Origin of the sequence: Streptomyces kronopolitis (assembly GCF_050953795.1) — a bacterium.
Lineage (GTDB): Bacteria > Actinomycetota > Actinomycetes > Streptomycetales > Streptomycetaceae > Streptomyces > Streptomyces kronopolitis_A.
Window position 1 is genome coordinate 1,783,445 of record NZ_CP191850.1, and the last position, 14,340, is coordinate 1,797,784.

14 protein-coding genes are annotated in these 14,340 nt (G+C 73.1%); 6 read left to right on the forward strand and 8 right to left on the reverse strand.

Annotated elements, in window-relative coordinates; genetic code table 11:
* Positions 1–12: 12 nt before the first annotated feature.
* The gene (locus ACQP17_RS07810; RefSeq protein ID WP_433855601.1) at positions 13–783 is read right to left on the reverse strand and encodes an SDR family oxidoreductase; all 771 of its coding nucleotides are present in this window, start codon (positions 781–783) and stop codon (positions 13–15) included.
* A gap of 240 nt (positions 784–1,023) precedes the next feature.
* Here ACQP17_RS07810 and ACQP17_RS07815 point away from each other — a divergent pair, with 240 nt between their 5' ends.
* Positions 1,024–2,301 (forward strand): exo-beta-N-acetylmuramidase NamZ family protein, encoded by a 1,278-nt coding sequence (locus ACQP17_RS07815; protein WP_433855602.1) that lies wholly within the window; start codon positions 1,024–1,026, stop codon positions 2,299–2,301.
* On the opposite strand, the gene lspA is transcribed toward ACQP17_RS07815, so the two are convergent.
* The 3 genes from lspA to ACQP17_RS07830 all read right to left on the reverse strand — a co-directional run bounded on the left by lspA (position 2,292) and on the right by ACQP17_RS07830 (position 7,169).
* On the reverse strand, positions 2,292–2,885 hold the full coding sequence (lspA, locus tag ACQP17_RS07820; protein WP_433855603.1) for a signal peptidase II: 594 nt from the start codon (positions 2,883–2,885) through the stop codon (positions 2,292–2,294). The genes ACQP17_RS07815 and lspA overlap by 10 nt on opposite strands.
* A gap of 142 nt (positions 2,886–3,027) precedes the next feature.
* Positions 3,028–4,050: a LysR family transcriptional regulator gene (locus ACQP17_RS07825; protein WP_433855604.1), complete on the reverse strand. Its 1,023-nt coding sequence runs from the start codon at positions 4,048–4,050 to the stop codon at positions 3,028–3,030.
* A 293-nt stretch (positions 4,051–4,343) separates the two neighbouring features.
* The gene (locus ACQP17_RS07830) at positions 4,344–7,169 is read right to left on the reverse strand and encodes a penicillin acylase family protein (protein WP_433855605.1); all 2,826 of its coding nucleotides are present in this window, start codon (positions 7,167–7,169) and stop codon (positions 4,344–4,346) included.
* Positions 7,170–7,493: 324 nt separating this feature from the next.
* On the opposite strand from ACQP17_RS07830, the gene ACQP17_RS07835 reads away from it, so the two are divergent.
* From ACQP17_RS07835 to ACQP17_RS07845, 3 genes are all read left to right on the forward strand, one after another.
* Complete coding sequence (locus ACQP17_RS07835; protein ID WP_433855606.1) at positions 7,494–8,108, forward strand: hypothetical protein; 615 nt, start codon at positions 7,494–7,496, stop codon at positions 8,106–8,108.
* A gap of 91 nt (positions 8,109–8,199) precedes the next feature.
* Positions 8,200–8,901, forward strand: coding sequence for a 3-keto-5-aminohexanoate cleavage protein (locus ACQP17_RS07840; protein WP_433855607.1), 702 nt, complete (start codon positions 8,200–8,202; stop codon positions 8,899–8,901).
* A gap of 314 nt (positions 8,902–9,215) precedes the next feature.
* On the forward strand, positions 9,216–10,655 hold the full coding sequence (locus ACQP17_RS07845) for an amidase (RefSeq protein WP_433855608.1): 1,440 nt from the start codon (positions 9,216–9,218) through the stop codon (positions 10,653–10,655).
* 49 nt (positions 10,656–10,704) lie between these two features.
* On the opposite strand, the gene soxR is transcribed toward ACQP17_RS07845, so the two are convergent.
* The gene (gene soxR / locus ACQP17_RS07850) at positions 10,705–11,298 is read right to left on the reverse strand and encodes a redox-sensitive transcriptional activator SoxR (protein ID WP_433855609.1); all 594 of its coding nucleotides are present in this window, start codon (positions 11,296–11,298) and stop codon (positions 10,705–10,707) included.
* Between the two features lie 143 nt (positions 11,299–11,441).
* Here soxR and ACQP17_RS07855 point away from each other — a divergent pair, with 143 nt between their 5' ends.
* Complete coding sequence (locus tag ACQP17_RS07855; RefSeq protein WP_249636919.1) at positions 11,442–11,903, forward strand: MaoC family dehydratase; 462 nt, start codon at positions 11,442–11,444, stop codon at positions 11,901–11,903.
* Between the two features lie 67 nt (positions 11,904–11,970).
* Here ACQP17_RS07855 and ACQP17_RS07860 read toward each other — a convergent pair whose 3' ends face one another.
* The 3 genes from ACQP17_RS07860 to ACQP17_RS07870 all read right to left on the reverse strand — a co-directional run bounded on the left by ACQP17_RS07860 (position 11,971) and on the right by ACQP17_RS07870 (position 13,522).
* Positions 11,971–12,540 carry a DinB family protein gene (locus ACQP17_RS07860; protein ID WP_433855610.1) on the reverse strand — a complete coding sequence of 190 codons (570 nt, stop codon included), beginning with the start codon at positions 12,538–12,540 and terminating at the stop codon, positions 11,971–11,973.
* On the reverse strand, positions 12,528–12,797 hold the full coding sequence (locus tag ACQP17_RS07865) for a hypothetical protein (protein ID WP_433855611.1): 270 nt from the start codon (positions 12,795–12,797) through the stop codon (positions 12,528–12,530). The genes ACQP17_RS07860 and ACQP17_RS07865 overlap by 13 nt, the downstream gene beginning before the upstream one ends.
* Positions 12,798–12,868: 71 nt before the next feature.
* Entirely contained in the window at positions 12,869–13,522 is a 654-nt protein-coding gene (locus tag ACQP17_RS07870) for a TetR/AcrR family transcriptional regulator (protein ID WP_433855612.1), read from the reverse strand.
* 153 nt (positions 13,523–13,675) lie between these two features.
* Between ACQP17_RS07870 and ACQP17_RS07875 the strand changes: the two genes are divergently transcribed.
* Positions 13,676–14,317 (forward strand): TetR/AcrR family transcriptional regulator, encoded by a 642-nt coding sequence (locus ACQP17_RS07875; RefSeq protein ID WP_433855613.1) that lies wholly within the window; start codon positions 13,676–13,678, stop codon positions 14,315–14,317.
* Positions 14,318–14,340: the final 23 nt, after the last annotated feature.

The following is a 14,340-nucleotide window of genomic DNA, read 5'->3' on the forward strand; positions in this document are numbered from 1 at the left end:
GCGCTTCCCGGGTCAGGAGCGGCCCTCGGTCCGCTCCAGCTTCTGTTGGAGGTGGTTCATCCCGGCGAGCCAGCGGTCGGGTTCGGCGGCCCGGGTCGCGTAGTAGTCGCCGACCTCCGGGTGCGGCAGGACCAGGAAGCGGCCCTCGGCCATGGCCGCGAAGAGCGCCTCGGCGACGTCCTCGGGCTCCACGGCGGTGGGGGTGAGCACCAGGTCGCCGGCGGCGCCGGTGGCGGCCAGCATGTCGGTGCGGACGCCCTGGGGACAGATGGCGTGGACGTCGATGCCGCGGTGACGGTAGGTCAGCGAGAGCCACTCGGCGAAGGCGTAGGCGCCGTGCTTGGTGACGCTGTAGGGGGCCGCGGCCACCATGGTCAGCAGGCCGGCGGCGGAGACCGTGGAGATGAAGCGCCCGCTGCCGCGCTCCAGCCATTCGGGCAGCAGCGCGCGGGCGGCCCGGACATGGGCCATGACATTGACGTCCCAGGCCAGCGTCCAGTCCTCCTCCGACGCCTCGGGCCCGCCGCCGGTGCCGACCCCGGCGTTGGCGCAGAAGATGTCGATGGCGCCGCCGAGCGCCTCCCGCGCGGCCGGGACGATCCCGGAGGCGTCCCCGGCGACCGCGAGCGCCCCGATCTCCGCGGCGGTCCGCTCCGCCTTGGCCTTGTCGAGATCGTTGACCACGACCCGGGCGCCCTCGGCGGCGAACCGGCGGGCCAGCGCGGCGCCGATCCCCCCGCCCGCCCCCGTGACGACAACGGCCTTGTCCCGTACGGCTTCCACTGCGGTGTCTCCCTCGGTCGCGCCGAATCGGCTGCAGGCAGACTAACCAGTCGGTATGTCTGCGCGAAAGGGGCCGGTTTCCGTCACGGCACGGCCCTTGCGCCACGTTTGCGTCCGCGACCTCGCGCCACGGGGCGGGTGTGCGCACGGCCCGGTGCGTTCCGCATCGGCCCCGTGCGGGTTAGCGTGCACACGACACGTATCCGGTGGCTGGGGACGACTGATCACGGAGGTGTGCGGATGGCTCTGTCGCGACGCGTTCTGCTCGGACGGCTGGCGACGGCCACGGCGGCCGGGGCGGCACTGACCGCGGGGACGGGCGGCCCGGCCGCCGCACGGCCCGCGCCCGGCACCCGGCGGCGGGTACGCACCGGCTTCGACCGGCTCGCCGCCGACGGCTACCGCCTCCTGGACGGCCACCGGGTCGGCATCGTCACCAACCCCACCGGGGTCACCGGGGACCTGCGGCACCTCGTCGACGTGATGCACGCCGACGACCGGGTGCGGCTGACCGCCGTCTTCGGCCCCGAGCACGGCTTCCGGGGCACCGCCCAGGCCGGCGGCTCCGAGGGGCGCTACGACGATCCGGCCACCGGACTGCCGGTCTACGACACCTACAACAAGAGCGGCGAGGCGCTCGCCGCCGTCTTCACGGCCTCCGGCGTGGACACCGTCGTCTTCGACATCCAGGACGTCGGCGCCCGCTTCTACACCTACATCTGGACGCTCTACGACTGCATGGTGGCGGCGGTCCTCGCCGGCAAGCGCTTCGTGGTGCTCGACCGGCCGAACCCGGTCACCGGCCGCGCGGCCACCGGCCCGGTGCTCGACAAGGCGTACGCCTCGTTCGTCGGCCGGGAGCCGATCTCCCAGGCGCACGGCATGACGGTGGCCGAGCTGGCGCTGCTGTTCAACGGCGAGTTCGTGCCCCGGGTCGCCGGCCGCCCGGTGGAGCTGGTGACCGTGCCGATGACCGGCTGGCGGCGCGGCGACTTCTTCGGGGCGACCGGACTGCCCTGGGTGCCACCGAGCCCCAACATGCCCACCCCCGACACCGCCCTCGTCTACGCCGGCACCTGCCTCTTCGAGGGCACCAACCTCTCCGAGGGGCGCGGCACCACCCGCCCCTTCGAGCTGCTGGGCGCGGACGGCATCGACCGGCGGTGGGCCGCGGCCGCCACGGAACTGGGCCTGCCCGGCGTCCACTTCCGGGAGGCGTACTTCGCCCCCACCTTCTCCAAGTTCCAGGGCACCACGGTCGGCGGCGTCCAGCTGCACGTCCACGACCCCGGGGCGTTCGACCCGGTACGCACCGGCATCGGCCTGCTGGTGACCGCGAAGCGGGTCTGGAAGGACTTCGCCTGGCGGCCGGATCACGGCATCGACCGGCTCACCGGCTCCGCTGCCGTGCGGACGATGACCGACGCGGGCGCGGAGCCGGACGAGATCGTGGCGGCCTGGCAGGAGGGGCTGCGGCGCTTCCGGACGGTGCGGGCGCGCTATCTGCGCTACCGCTGAGAGCGCGCCGGAACGGACCGGCCCCCGCCCGTGGAGCGGTGCACGGTGCCGTCGGGGTCCAGGCCGCGGAAGGCGAGCAACACCACCACGGATCCTCCGCAGCAGATCGACACGTCGGCGAGGTTGAGGACGGCGAAGTGGGCGGGGGCGATGAAGTCGACCACCCCGCCCTGGAATCCGCCGGGCGTGCGGAAGAGCCGGTCGGTGAGGTTGCCCAGCGCCCCGCCCAGCAGCAGGCCGAGCGCGAGGGCCCACGGCACGCTGTAGAGCTTGCGGGCCAGGCGCACCATGACTGTGATGACCACCGCGGCGATGACGGTGAACACCATGGTCATCGCCTCACCGAAGCCGAAGGCGGCGCCGCGGTTGCGCAGCACCCGCAGCTGCAGGAGCGTCCCGGCGACCTGGACCGCGTCGTGGTGCTCCAGCTTCGCGACCACCAGCATCTTGCTGCCCAGGTCGAGGAGGTAGGCCAGCGCGGCGACCGCGCAGAGCACCGGGATGAGCCGCTTGCGCGGGCCCGTACCGCGTGCGTCGGCGGCGCCCGCCGCGGGTGCCCCGGCGGTCTGCTGAGTTTCCGTCACGGGAGTCTCCCCAATGTTGTCCCGCCTCAGGCGCCTCTGGTCGGGACCGAGCGTACGGCACCCCGGTCCGCCACCGGGAGGACGCCACGGCCGGTTTCTGACGGCACGTCGGAACGGCGGAACGAGGCCCGGACACGACGCCTCACGAGCGGTACCACCACCGGCCGCTCTCCCACGACAGCGCCTCCCACAGGAGGTTCAGCGGGTGCCCCGGGGCGTAGGAGCCGCGCTCGCCGCGCCGGGTGAACACCCCGACCAGCACCTCGGTCCTGGGGCCCACGTCCCCGACGAGTTGCAGGGTGCGCAGACCGCCGGCCTCGGGCAGCCGGCCGTCCGCGGCCGCCTCCCCGATGCCCCGGGTGACCAGCATCGCCCCGTTCACCACCTTGGACCGCAGCAGCTCGAAGCCGTAGTGGGCGGCCTCGATCTCGGCGGCGATGGTCAGCTTCTGCCGGTACTCCGGGCCGTACCAGGAGGCCAGGAAGCGGTCGATCAGACCGCGCGCCGAGACCACCAGGGGCAGCCCGGGCAGGTCACGGGCGCCGAAGGAGGTGCCGGGCAGCGCCTCCGGCGGCAGGTTCGTGAGCAGGGAAAGCCCGCTGCGGCGCCATTCCATGACCTCGTACGGACCAAACAATTCCGCTTCTCTGCCCTCGGTGACGACCACGCTGCCGCAGACCAGATCCAGCTCCTTGGCCCGCAATTTGGCGAAGAGGTCACCGGTGCGGACATGGGTCACTTTGAGATCGACGTCGTCGCGCTCGAAATCCTCGCTGACGCGTTCCACCGCGTCCAGCAGAAAGCCGAGCGTATAGCGGGTGGTGCCGACCGACAGCGTCCGGCCCAGCCGGCGCCGGGCGTCGCGCACCCCGTCCGACCACTCCCCCAGGGTGCGCCGGGCCAGCTCCACCAGCGCCTCGCCGGTCGCGGTGAACAGGGCGTTCTGCCCGCGCCCCTGCTTGAGCACCAACTCCTCGCCGCACAGCCCGGAGAAGGTGCGGTTCATGGTGTCCAGTTGCTTCTGCACACTGGACTGCTCCCTGCCCAGCCGGCGCGCGGCGCCCAGCGCGGTGCCCGTCTCGTGGACGACGATCAGCGTGCGCAGCTGATCCATGGTGGTGTCCAGCAACTCGGTCGGGTACTGCTGCGGACCTAACAAAGCCATGCGCCCCTACTCGCTTTCCCGTCCCTGGAATGCAGAACGTTGCAGCATAACCCCAGGGAAATTCCGGCCGGGCACCGCCGGGATTACTGGGGGTTTCTTCCGGAAAATACGAGATGCGTTCTCGGCGAACGTGGAATGGTCAAGTAAATCCCGGCTTTTCCGTACCGGCCGTCCGTTCCGGCGGCCGGGCCCCGGGCACACCGCCGCTCCGGACGCGAACAGGCCCCGGGCGGGTGCCCGGGGCCTGCTGCCGCTCGGCGGTCGCCGGCCGGCCTGTGTCCGCTACCGGTCCGCTACCGGTGTGCGGGGAATTCCACGACCTGCTGATAGGTCGGCCGGTTCTGCCAGCTGATGGTGTCGTGGGTCAGCCCGCCCACCGCACGCTGGATGATCGCGTCCGCACACCACTGGTCGCCGGCCTTGCAGCTGCTGTCGCCGGGGTAGACCTGCTCGGCGGTCTTCCCGGCCGCCTGCTGAAGGGTGGTCAGCAGGGTCTCGCGGCAGGCGGAGAGGTCACCGCCGCCGCAGTACGGCTCCGCGAGCGGGCCCTGCACCGGGTCGCCGAGCACCGCGCGCAGGTCCTTGTCGGCGTAGCTCCACCAGCCGTACTGGAAGGCCGAGCCGGCGTGCCCGCCGGTCGGGCCGTGGCCGGCGGACGGCGATTCGTCGACGGCGAGGTTGGCGCGCAGCGCGTCGTAGAGGTCGCCGCCCAGCCGGGGCTTGAAGACCGCCTCGGTCATCAGCGGCCACCAGGCGTCCATCAGACGGACCGCGTCGGGGTGGGTGTAGGTGTGCGAACCGGCGGCGGTCTCCTTCCGCTGGGCGCCGTCCTTGCGCCAGGCCTCCAGCTGCTGGACCGCGGTCTTCAGCGCCGGGTCGGTGACCGGCTTGCTGTTCAGCACCCGCAGCAGCTCGGGCAGCACGTCCTCGCCGCGCAGATCGGTGACGGCGGCCTCCCCCATGGCGCGGGTCAGCGCCGCCCGGGTCACCCCGCCGCGGTTGGTCAGCGCGCGCACCCGGTCGTCCAGCAGATTGCCGCGGTGCACCGAGCCGTTGCCGAAGCCCGCCGAGTCGTAGTCCTTGGCCTGCTTGTTGTTCCAGGAGATGTAGTAGTCCTGATCGACGGACTGCGGGTGCTGGGCGGGCGGGGTGTAGTCGGTGGTGTTGGTGGCGGGGTCGTAGCCCTTCCACTCGTAGGCGTCGTCCGCCGTGATCGGCAGCGACGGATCGACGTCCGGGTTGCGGACCGGGTTGAGGCCGCTGTTGTAGTACGCGATGTCCCGGGAGTCGGCGTAGAACCAGTTGAAGGCGTAGCCGATGTGCGAGGCGGCCTTCTGGAAGGACGCGGCGTCGGTGACGTAGGACGGGTCGTTGAACATCTGGAAGCCGATGATCGAGTCGGCCTCGTGGCGGTAGGTGGAGCGCTGCGCGGTGTAGGCGACGGGTTTGCCGTCGACGGTGGCGCGGTGGGTGACGATGCCGTACTTCGTCCGGAAGACCTGCATCCGGTAGGAGCCGGCCGCGGTCGGGTCGGCGACGGTGGGCTTCCAGGAGTTGGTCCGCTCCAGCTTCTCCATGGGCACGCAGCCGCCGTGGTAGCGGTAGGAGGTGGAGTCCTTGGTGGGCGCGGAGCCGTCCGCGTTGCACAGCTCGGCGGCGTAGGTGTCGGTGATGTCCTGGCCGGCGGAGGTGGCGCTCCAGGCGTAGTCCTGGCCGCGGCCGAGCTGGACGTACATGCCCACCCCCGCGAAGGACGCGCCGCGGGCGCTGATGCCGGGCCCCTGGATCTCCTGGAGCATCAGCAGCTGGGGGGCGAAGTAGCCGGTCTGCGGGCCGAAGACCGCGACGGGGTGGCCGCTGGCGGTGTGCTTGCCGGACACCAGCAGGGCGTTGGACATCCCGCGGTGCTGGGTGGGGTCGAAGCTCCCCTCGGGCAGCACCCCGTCCTTGAAGAGCCCTTCCAGCTTCTTGTACTTCTTGGGGGCCTTGACCGGGTCCCGCGGCGGCGTCCCGCTCTTGACGGTGGCCGCGCCGGTGCGGTCGAAGACCAGCGGCTCGGCGGTGACCGAGCCGCGGTCGGGCAGCGCGGTGCCCTTGGCCTTGGCCGGCTTGACCGCGTACGGGAAGCTGCTGCCGTCGTGCAGGGTCTTGGCGGCCTCGGGGTCGTTGCGCTCGCGGAAGGACTCCCAGACCGCGGTGCCCTTCTCCACGCCGTACTTCTGCTGGGCGGAGAGCAGCGCGAGGGCGGAGGGGACCTCGCCGCCGCCGCCGTTGCCGAAGAGCCCGCCGACGACGGAGGCCAGGGCTATCAGGTCGGTGAGCTTGAAGGGCTGGATCTCACCGGCGTTGGTGATCGCGTCGACATGGCCGGTGAGGACGTACTCGCCCGGGAAGTAGCGGCCGTTCTTGGACTGTTCGCGGTAGGCGTTGATGCCGTCGATGTAGGCCTGGGCGTCCGACATGGCCTGCTTGCCGCGCTCGCCGTTGTGGTCCCTGATGTAGTCGACCTGCTGTTGCAGGTCCTCCTCGGTGTACGGCGCCTGCGGCCAGAACTGCTGCTCCAGGCCCTGGTTGGCGAGTGCGCCGCCGGCGAAGGAGGTCAGTTCGCCGCGGCCGATGTGGCGGAAGAGGTCCATCAGCCAGAGCCGGTCCTGGCCCGCGGCGTAGCCGGCGCCGTATTCGGTGCCGTAGCGGGTGGTGCCCTTGATGTGCGGCACCCCGGTCTTTTTGTCCCGGGTGATGGTCACGTCGTCGCGGGGCGTGGTGACCTTGCCGACCTGGTCCTGGGGGACACCGAAGGAGGCGTCATTGAAGAACCGGCTGAGGGTGTCGTCGGTGAGGGACTGATAGCCGCCGGCCAGGGCGCTGTAGGGGCCGAGCTGGTCGGTGGAGTGCTCGGGGTGGGTGCCGAACAGCTTGTTGCCGAGGATCTCCACCAGGGTGGCGTTGCCGGTGGCGCCTGGCGGCAGGATGTCGCCGCACTGGCCCTGGCAGTAGTCGTGGGCGTCCTGGGGTGCGGCGGCCGAGGCCGCGGTGGGGGGCGGTGCCAGGACCATGGCACCCAAGGCGAGCAGGGCCGCCGCCGCGGCGGTCCTGAGCCTTCCGGTACGTCGTCGCATACCTGCTCCTCGGTGGGGGCCCCTGCTCTTCCGGAGCCTGGGGAAGGGTGGGCGGGACGTTACCGGCGGTTATCCCCGGCCGGAAGATGAGCAACAGTCAACTTTTTCTCACTCCACGGGACTTCGGGCGCGAGGGAGCCACCGCGCTCCGGGCGGACGGCACCTCCGGCCTTTCAATTCACCGCCCGGGCCCCCTCGGGCCCGGGCCCCGGCACCCCCGGATCCCACCCCGCCGAAACCGCAAGGAAATTCGATGGATCCAAGTGGGGGCCGGCTGCGTCTCATCTCCGTCCAGTCGGATCCTCCCCACGGAGGTGGGATGAAATGGCCGGTTTCAGAGCCCTCGCAGAGCAGGTCCGCAATCCACGACTCGTCGCGACCCAGCGACGCACCGCGCTGCGCAAGTGCCTTGAACGCTTCGCCCCTTACGGGCACCGGGCGACCTGGCACCATCTGTGCACCCGGGCCGGTATCGCGACCCAGGACCGCGAGCCGGATCCGGCGCGGCTGGTGGCCGCGCTGACCGAGCTGGAAGAGGCCCGCGCCCTCTGGCTCGCGTACGAGGAGGAGTGCGCCGCCCGGCGCCGCAAGGAGAAGCACGACGGCATCCGCCAGCCCGGGGCCCTCGACGAGTGGCACCGGCGGACCTGGGGAGGCTGTGACATCGTGCCGTGCGAGTCGCCGCAGCGGCACCCCGCGGCCCCGCTCGCGGCGGTGCTCCGCAACATGATCGCCGCGATGGAGGCGGGCCGGCCGCGCCGCGACTGCCCGGTGTGCGGCGGCACCCGCTTCAGCTGGCTCCCGCAGTCCATGAACCACCCCGCGGCCGGGCCGGCCTGCCGGCAGTGCGGGGTGCTCGCGCCGGTGTCCGTGTTCACCCCCGAGGCGCTGATGGCCGCCGACCGGGTGCCCGGCGCGGGGGCGTTCGCGGCGGCCTGAGCCGCGGCCCGAAGCCGTCGGGCACGGCGGGCGCACGGCGCAAGGACCGCGGTCCGGGAGCGTTGTCAGACCCTTCTGCCATCATCACGACATGCTTCAGGTATGCCTCAACGGCCCCCGGACCGCGGCCGATTCGGGTGCGGTGCCGATGTCACCGGCGGCGCTCGCCGCCGCCGCACAGGCGGTGGCGGCCGGCGCCGAGGACGTCCATGTCCATCCGAAGACCCCGTGCGGCAGGGATTCGCTCGCGCCGGAGGTGGTGGCCGCGGCCCTGGAGGCGATCCGCGCGGTGGTGGACGTCCCGGTCGGGGTGACGACCGGCGCCCGGGCCGAGCCGGACCCCGGGCGGCGGGCGGCGCGGGTCGCCTCCTGGACGGTGCTGCCCGATCACGCCTCGGTGCACTGGCACGAGCCCGGCGCGGAGGCGCTCGCCGCGGCGCTGCTGGAGCGGGGCGTCGGCATCGAGGCCGGCATCCGGTCGGGCACCGCCGGCGCCGCCCTGTTCGCCCGCTCCCCGCTCGCGCCCCGGGTGCTGCGGGTGCGGGTGGAGGTGACCGACGCCGGGGCCGCACCGGCCGTCGCGCGCGAGGTGCTGGCCGCGCTGGACGGCGCCGCGCCCGGCCGCCCGGTGCTGCTCCACGGCCGGGACGGCGGGGCCTGGCCGGTGCTGCGGCTGGCCGACGCCCTGGGCCTGGACACCCGCATCGGCCTGGAGGACACCCTCCTGCTGCCCGACGGCCGTCCGGCGCACGACAACGCCCAGCTGATACGCGCCGCCGCGGAGGCACGGTGAGCGGCCCCCTCGCGGGCACCCCGACGCCTTCGCGGACACCCTCCCGGTCGCGCCGAACCGTCCGTTCATATACGGCCTTTACGGTCCGTCCGGGAAACTGCCACGGCAGAAACCGCACCACCGCGTACCGCACACCGCACACCGCACCAACGGAACCTGCACCAACGGAAACCACTGTGCACGGGGCCGACCGCCCGCACCGGCCTCGCGCCCGGCGGGCAGCGGCCTTCCCGCCCGTGCGGCACCAGGCCGCGCGGACACCCTCCCCCTGCCCGGAGCACGGGGGAGGCACTCCCAGGAGAAGGTGGACGTCCATGGCCGAACTGCACGATCTGACCGCGCTCCAGCAGGCCGAGGGGATCCGGTCCGGTGACCTCTCCCCCGTGGAACTCACCGAGCACTATCTCGCACGGATCGAGCGGCTCGACGAGACACTCGGCGCGTTCCTCACCCGCACCCCGGAGATCGCCCGCAAGCAGGCCGCGGAGGCAGAGAGCGAGGCCGCGGCGGCCCGCCGCGAGGGCCGCTCGCTGCCCCCGCTGCACGGCGTCCCCGTCCCGGTGAAGGACCTCAACCAGGTCGCCGGGGTGCGCTGCACGATGGGCTCCCGGGCGCTGGACGGGAACGTTCCGGTGCTCGACGACCATCTGGTCGGCAAGCTGCGGACCGGCGGCACGATCCTGCTGGGCAAGACCAACACCCCCGAATTCGGGCTGCCCTGCTACACGGAGAACGGTCTCGCGCCGCCCGCCCGCACCCCCTGGAACCCGGAGCTCTCGGCGGGCGGGTCCAGCGGCGGCGCGGCCGCGGCCGTGGCCGGCGGACTGGCCCCGCTCGCGCACGCCAGCGACGGCGGCGGCTCGATCCGCATTCCGGCGTCCGTCTGCGGGCTGTTCGGCATCAAGCCCAGCCGGGGCCGGATCAGCAGCGGCCCCCTGCTGCACGACGTCTCCGGTCTGGCCACCTCCGGCCCGCTGGCCCGTACGGTCGCCGACGCGGCCACACTGCTGGACGTCCTGGCGGGCCCCATGCCCGGCGACCCGTTCGCGGCCCCCTCGCTGCCGCCCGGCGACACCTTCGCCGCGTACGCGGGCCGGGAGCCGGGACGGCTGCGGATCGCCTGCCTCACCGAGCCGCCCGTCCCCGGGGTCGAGGTCCACCCCGACTGCCGTACGGCGACCACCGACACCGCCGCGCTGCTGTCCGGACTCGGCCACGAGGTCGAGGAGTTGTCGCTGCCCTCCGACGAGGGCATCCTCCTCGCCTTCACCCGCGTCTGGTCGGTGCTGGCCGCGAGCCGCCCCGTACCGCCGGAGGGCGAGGAGCTGCTGATGCCGCTCACCCGCTATCTGCGCGCCCGCGGCGAAGAGGTCTCCGGCACGGAATTCGCCCGGTCGCTGCACGCCTTCCGGATGCTCGCCCAGTCCCTCGCGGACGGGCTGATGCCGCCGGGCGGCTATGACGTGATCCTCTCCCCGACGGTGGCCGCGCCTCCGGTGGCGGTCGGCGCGCTGCGCAACGACGCCGATCCGCAGGCCGAGTTCGCCGCCATCGGGGCCTTCACCCCGTTCACCGCGCTCTACAACGCCACCGGCCAGCCCGCGGTGAGCGTCCCGCTCCAGTGGAATGCCGAGGGCCTGCCGATCGGGGTGATGCTGGCCGGCCGGTACGGCGAGGAGGCCACCTTGATCGCGCTCTCCGCCCAGTTGGAGCGGGCCCGCCCGTGGGCGGACCGCAAGCCGTCCATGTGGTGACAGCGAGGTGCGGGCGGGCTCCCCACGCCGGGGCCGCCCGCCCGCGGCCTCACGCCTCGCCGGGGCAGCACTCCGGACCGCCCGGCGTCTCACACCGCCCGTCCGAACCGCCCGGCCCGTCCGGCCCGGCGGCGCTCCCCTGCGGCTCGCCGGCCCGCCGCTGTGCCCCCACCGGGTCCGTGGCGCGCCGGTCGACCCGCAGCCGGCGCGCGCCGGGCCCCTGTGCGCCGAGGCTGTCGTAGGGGTTGGACAGCGCGCAGGTCTCCAGCGAGAGACAGCCGCAGCCGATGCAGTCGCTCAACCGGTCGCGCAGTTCCTGGAGTTGGCCGATCCGCTCGTCCAGCTCGGCGCGCCAGACCTCGGAGAGCCCGGCCCAGTCGGCGCGGTTGGGGGTGCGCTCGTCGGGCAGCTGTGCCAGCGCGTCACGGATCACCGCGAGCGGGATCCCGACCCGCTGCGCCGCCCGCACGAACGCCACCCGGCGCAGCGCGTCACGGGAGTAGCGGCGCTGGTTGCCCGCCGTCCGGGTGCTGCTGATCAGCCCCTTGGACTCGTAGAAGTGCAGCGCGGAGACCGCGGCGCCGCTGCGCGCGGAGAGCTGACCGACGGAGAGTTCATGAACCTGGTACGGAAGCTGGGGCACGGATCCACCCTAGGCGGACGTGCCCGGTGGACCTCAAAGCGTTGACAGTGGGCACCCCCACTCCGCATGCTGAGCAAGCGCTTAGTATGCGCCCCCGGCCGGTGTGCGACAGCGGCGGATGGATCCCGAGGAGGCAGACGGAGATGGCACAGCCCCGAGTATTCGGATCGCTCGACGAACTGCGGGCCGCGGTCGGTGAGGAGCTGGGCACCAGCGACTGGCTGGAGATCGACCAGAAGCGGATCGATCTGTTCGCGGAGGCCACCGGCGACCACCAGTGGATCCATGTCGACCCGGAGAAGGCGGCGGACGGCCCCTTCGGCACCACCATCGCGCACGGCTATCTGACGCTGTCGCTGCTGCCCGCCCTCGTGCCGCAGCTGATGCGCGTCGACAACGTGAAGATGGGCCTCAACTACGGCTCCAACAAGGTGCGCTTCCCGGCCACCGTCCCGGTCGGCTCCCGGCTGCGCGCCACCGGCCGGATCGCGGAGGTGGCCGAGGTGTCCGGCGGCGTCCAGCTCACCACGGTGGTGACCGTGGAGCGCGAGGGCGGCGAGAAGCCGGTGTGCGTCGCGGAGACGGTCAGCCGCTTCTACCTGTAGGGCGGCGGGCGCCCCGCGCACCGGACCGGTGCGCGGGGCGCCCCCTACCGTCGGGTGCGGGCCCCCGTCACTGGCCCACCCTGCCGTCGATGCGTTCGCGCAGCAGGTCGGCGTGCCCGCAGTGCCGGGCGTACTCCTCGATCCGGTGCACCAGCAGCGCCCGCACGGCGATCCCGTCCTTCCCGACCCGCGCACCCAGATCCGGGTGCGCGGCCAGCGCGGCGTCGGTCGCGGCCTGTTCACGCTCCAGGTCGGCGTACGCGGCGTCGACGGCGGCCGGCTCGGCGACGACCGCGTCGAAGTCCGCGTCCCGCTCGCCGTAGAGCTTCGGCAGCCGGGCGCCGTCGCCGATCCAGTTGCGCCAGTCCCGTTCCACCTCGGCGAGGTGCCGCACCAGGCCGAGCAGCGACATCGTCGACGGCGGAGCCGACCGGCGGGCCAGCTGCTCCGCGTCCAGGCCCTCGCACTTCATCCGCAGGGTCAGGCGGTAGTCCGTCAGGAAGCCCTGCAACGTCGCGAACTCGCCGTCCGGGCCGGCGCCTTCGCTGTCGCGGGGGTCGTCGTCCGGGTCGGCCCACATGTCGGGGTGGACGGTCGCCTGGCTCCATCGCGCGGGTGCGTCACTCATGCGGGGCATCCTGGCCCCGGGCGGCCCGGGTTCGCCACCGAATTGCGGCGGACGGGGCCCGGGGCGGCCTGCGGGCGCAGCCCGAGGACCGCGCGGCGCGCCCGTTCGGCGGCGTCGGCGTCACGGGCGATCCTGCGGCTGTGCTCCACCTGCTCCCTGCCGTACGCGACGGCCGCTGCGCGCCGCCGGGAGCGGACCCGCCGGATCTCCTCGGCGAGCGCCCGAGCGGTGTCCTCCAGGTAGTCGGTGTGCCTGCCGGACCACATGCCGCCCCCTTGTCGTCGGTGCAGCACACCAGGGACGACGGCCGGCGGCAAGACATCCGCCGGCCATCCGCTCAGCGCGAGGTCCCGGCGCTCCGGCCCGGGTCCGTTGCGCCCACCATCCGCAGCACGAGATCGGCGTAGAGGGTGCCAACCTCGTCGGGCGTGCGCGGGCCGTCGGCGGTGAACCAGCGGGCGACGTCCACGCACAGCGACAGCACCGCGAGGGTGGTGCCCGGGACGTCGTCGGCCCGGAACTCCCCGCTGTCCGCGCCGTCCTGGATGATCTGCCGCAGCAACCGGTCGGTCCGGCGGCGCAGGCCGGTGATCTCGGTGTAGTGCTCGGGGCCGAGCGCCTGGAGTTCGTACTGGATGACCCGGGCGGTGGTGTGGTGCTCGGCGTGCCAGCGGGCGAAGGTCCGTACGGCGTCGCGCAGCCGCTCGGTGGCGCTGCCCCCGGCCCCGGCGGCGGCCCCCATGATGCGCAGCGCCTTCTCGTGGCCGATGCCGCTGATGCGGTAGAGGAGTTCTTCCTTGGTCTTGTAGTGGATGTAGAGCGCGGCCGGGCTCATGCCGGCGCGGCCGGCGATGTCACGGGTGGTGGTCGCGTGGTAGCCGCGTTCCGCGAAGGCCTCGACGGCGGCACCGACCAGCCGTCGCGCGGCGTCCGGGGTCACCCCGGCCCACTCCTCGTGCTCCTCTTCGGCCCGCTCCGCCGCCGCACCCATCGCGCTCCCCGCTCCTCGGTCCGCCAGGGACCCTCCTCTGACGGATCGAACACCATATCGCGCCGCTGAGCAAGCGCTTAGGGTCCGGCCGGGTGCGGAGACGCTTAATTAGCGCTGCTAGTTTTCGGCGCCGCAGCCTCTACGATGGACGGCATGGCCCGCCCCCGCAAGCCCCTGCTGAGCCGCGCACGCATCGTCTCCACGGCGCTGGCGCTCATCGACTCCGAGGGGCTGCCGGCGCTCTCCACCCGGCGCCTGGCGGCGGAACTCGGCGTCAGCGGCCCCTCCCTCTACAACCATTTCACGACCAAGGACGAGATCCTCGACGCGGTGGCCGACACGGTCATCGCCCAGGTCGACGTCTCCGCGCTGGTGTCGGGCGGGGACTGGCGCAGCGGGCTGCTCGGCTGGGCCCGCTCCTATCGCGCGGCGCTGGCCGCCCACCCGCAGATCGTGCCGTTCCTCGCCCAGGGACCCGGCCGCCGCCCCGCCGGACTGGCGATGGCCGACGCGGCGTTCGGCGGCATGGTCGAGGCGGGCTGGCCGCCCGCCCAGGCCACCCGGGTCTGCGCGATGGTCCGCTACTTCGTCGCCGGCTCCGCGCTGGGCTCGTTCGCCCGCGGCTTCGTCGACGACCCCGGCGCATACGACCCCGCCGACTACCCGCACCTGGGCCAGGCCCATCTTCTGGCGGAGCATCAACGGCAGGTGGACGAGGGCGCGTTCGAGACCGGACTGCGCGCGCTGGTGGACGGACTGGCGCTGCAATTCCCTGCGCGGCCCACCAAGGGCTGACTGCCGTAAGCGTTCCGGCCATT

What these genes read in the sequence shown, in the direction of transcription:
- ACQP17_RS07855 (WP_249636919.1), top strand. Translation starts at nt 11,442, where the DNA reads ATGGCACAGCCCCGAGTATTCGGATCGCTCGACGAACTGCGGGCCGCG.
- ACQP17_RS07840 (WP_433855607.1), top strand. Translation starts at nt 8,200, where the DNA reads ATGCTTCAGGTATGCCTCAACGGCCCCCGGACCGCGGCCGATTCGGGT.
- ACQP17_RS07825 (WP_433855604.1), bottom strand. Translation starts at nt 4,050, where the DNA reads ATGGCTTTGTTAGGTCCGCAGCAGTACCCGACCGAGTTGCTGGACACC.
- ACQP17_RS07835 (WP_433855606.1), top strand. Translation starts at nt 7,494, where the DNA reads ATGGCCGGTTTCAGAGCCCTCGCAGAGCAGGTCCGCAATCCACGACTC.
- ACQP17_RS07865 (WP_433855611.1), bottom strand. Translation starts at nt 12,797, where the DNA reads ATGTGGTCCGGCAGGCACACCGACTACCTGGAGGACACCGCTCGGGCG.
- ACQP17_RS07870 (WP_433855612.1), bottom strand. Translation starts at nt 13,522, where the DNA reads ATGGGTGCGGCGGCGGAGCGGGCCGAAGAGGAGCACGAGGAGTGGGCC.
- ACQP17_RS07875 (WP_433855613.1), top strand. Translation starts at nt 13,676, where the DNA reads ATGGCCCGCCCCCGCAAGCCCCTGCTGAGCCGCGCACGCATCGTCTCC.
- ACQP17_RS07860 (WP_433855610.1), bottom strand. Translation starts at nt 12,540, where the DNA reads ATGCCCCGCATGAGTGACGCACCCGCGCGATGGAGCCAGGCGACCGTC.
- ACQP17_RS07845 (WP_433855608.1), top strand. Translation starts at nt 9,216, where the DNA reads ATGGCCGAACTGCACGATCTGACCGCGCTCCAGCAGGCCGAGGGGATC.
- ACQP17_RS07830 (WP_433855605.1), bottom strand. Translation starts at nt 7,169, where the DNA reads ATGCGACGACGTACCGGAAGGCTCAGGACCGCCGCGGCGGCGGCCCTG.
- ACQP17_RS07815 (WP_433855602.1), top strand. Translation starts at nt 1,024, where the DNA reads ATGGCTCTGTCGCGACGCGTTCTGCTCGGACGGCTGGCGACGGCCACG.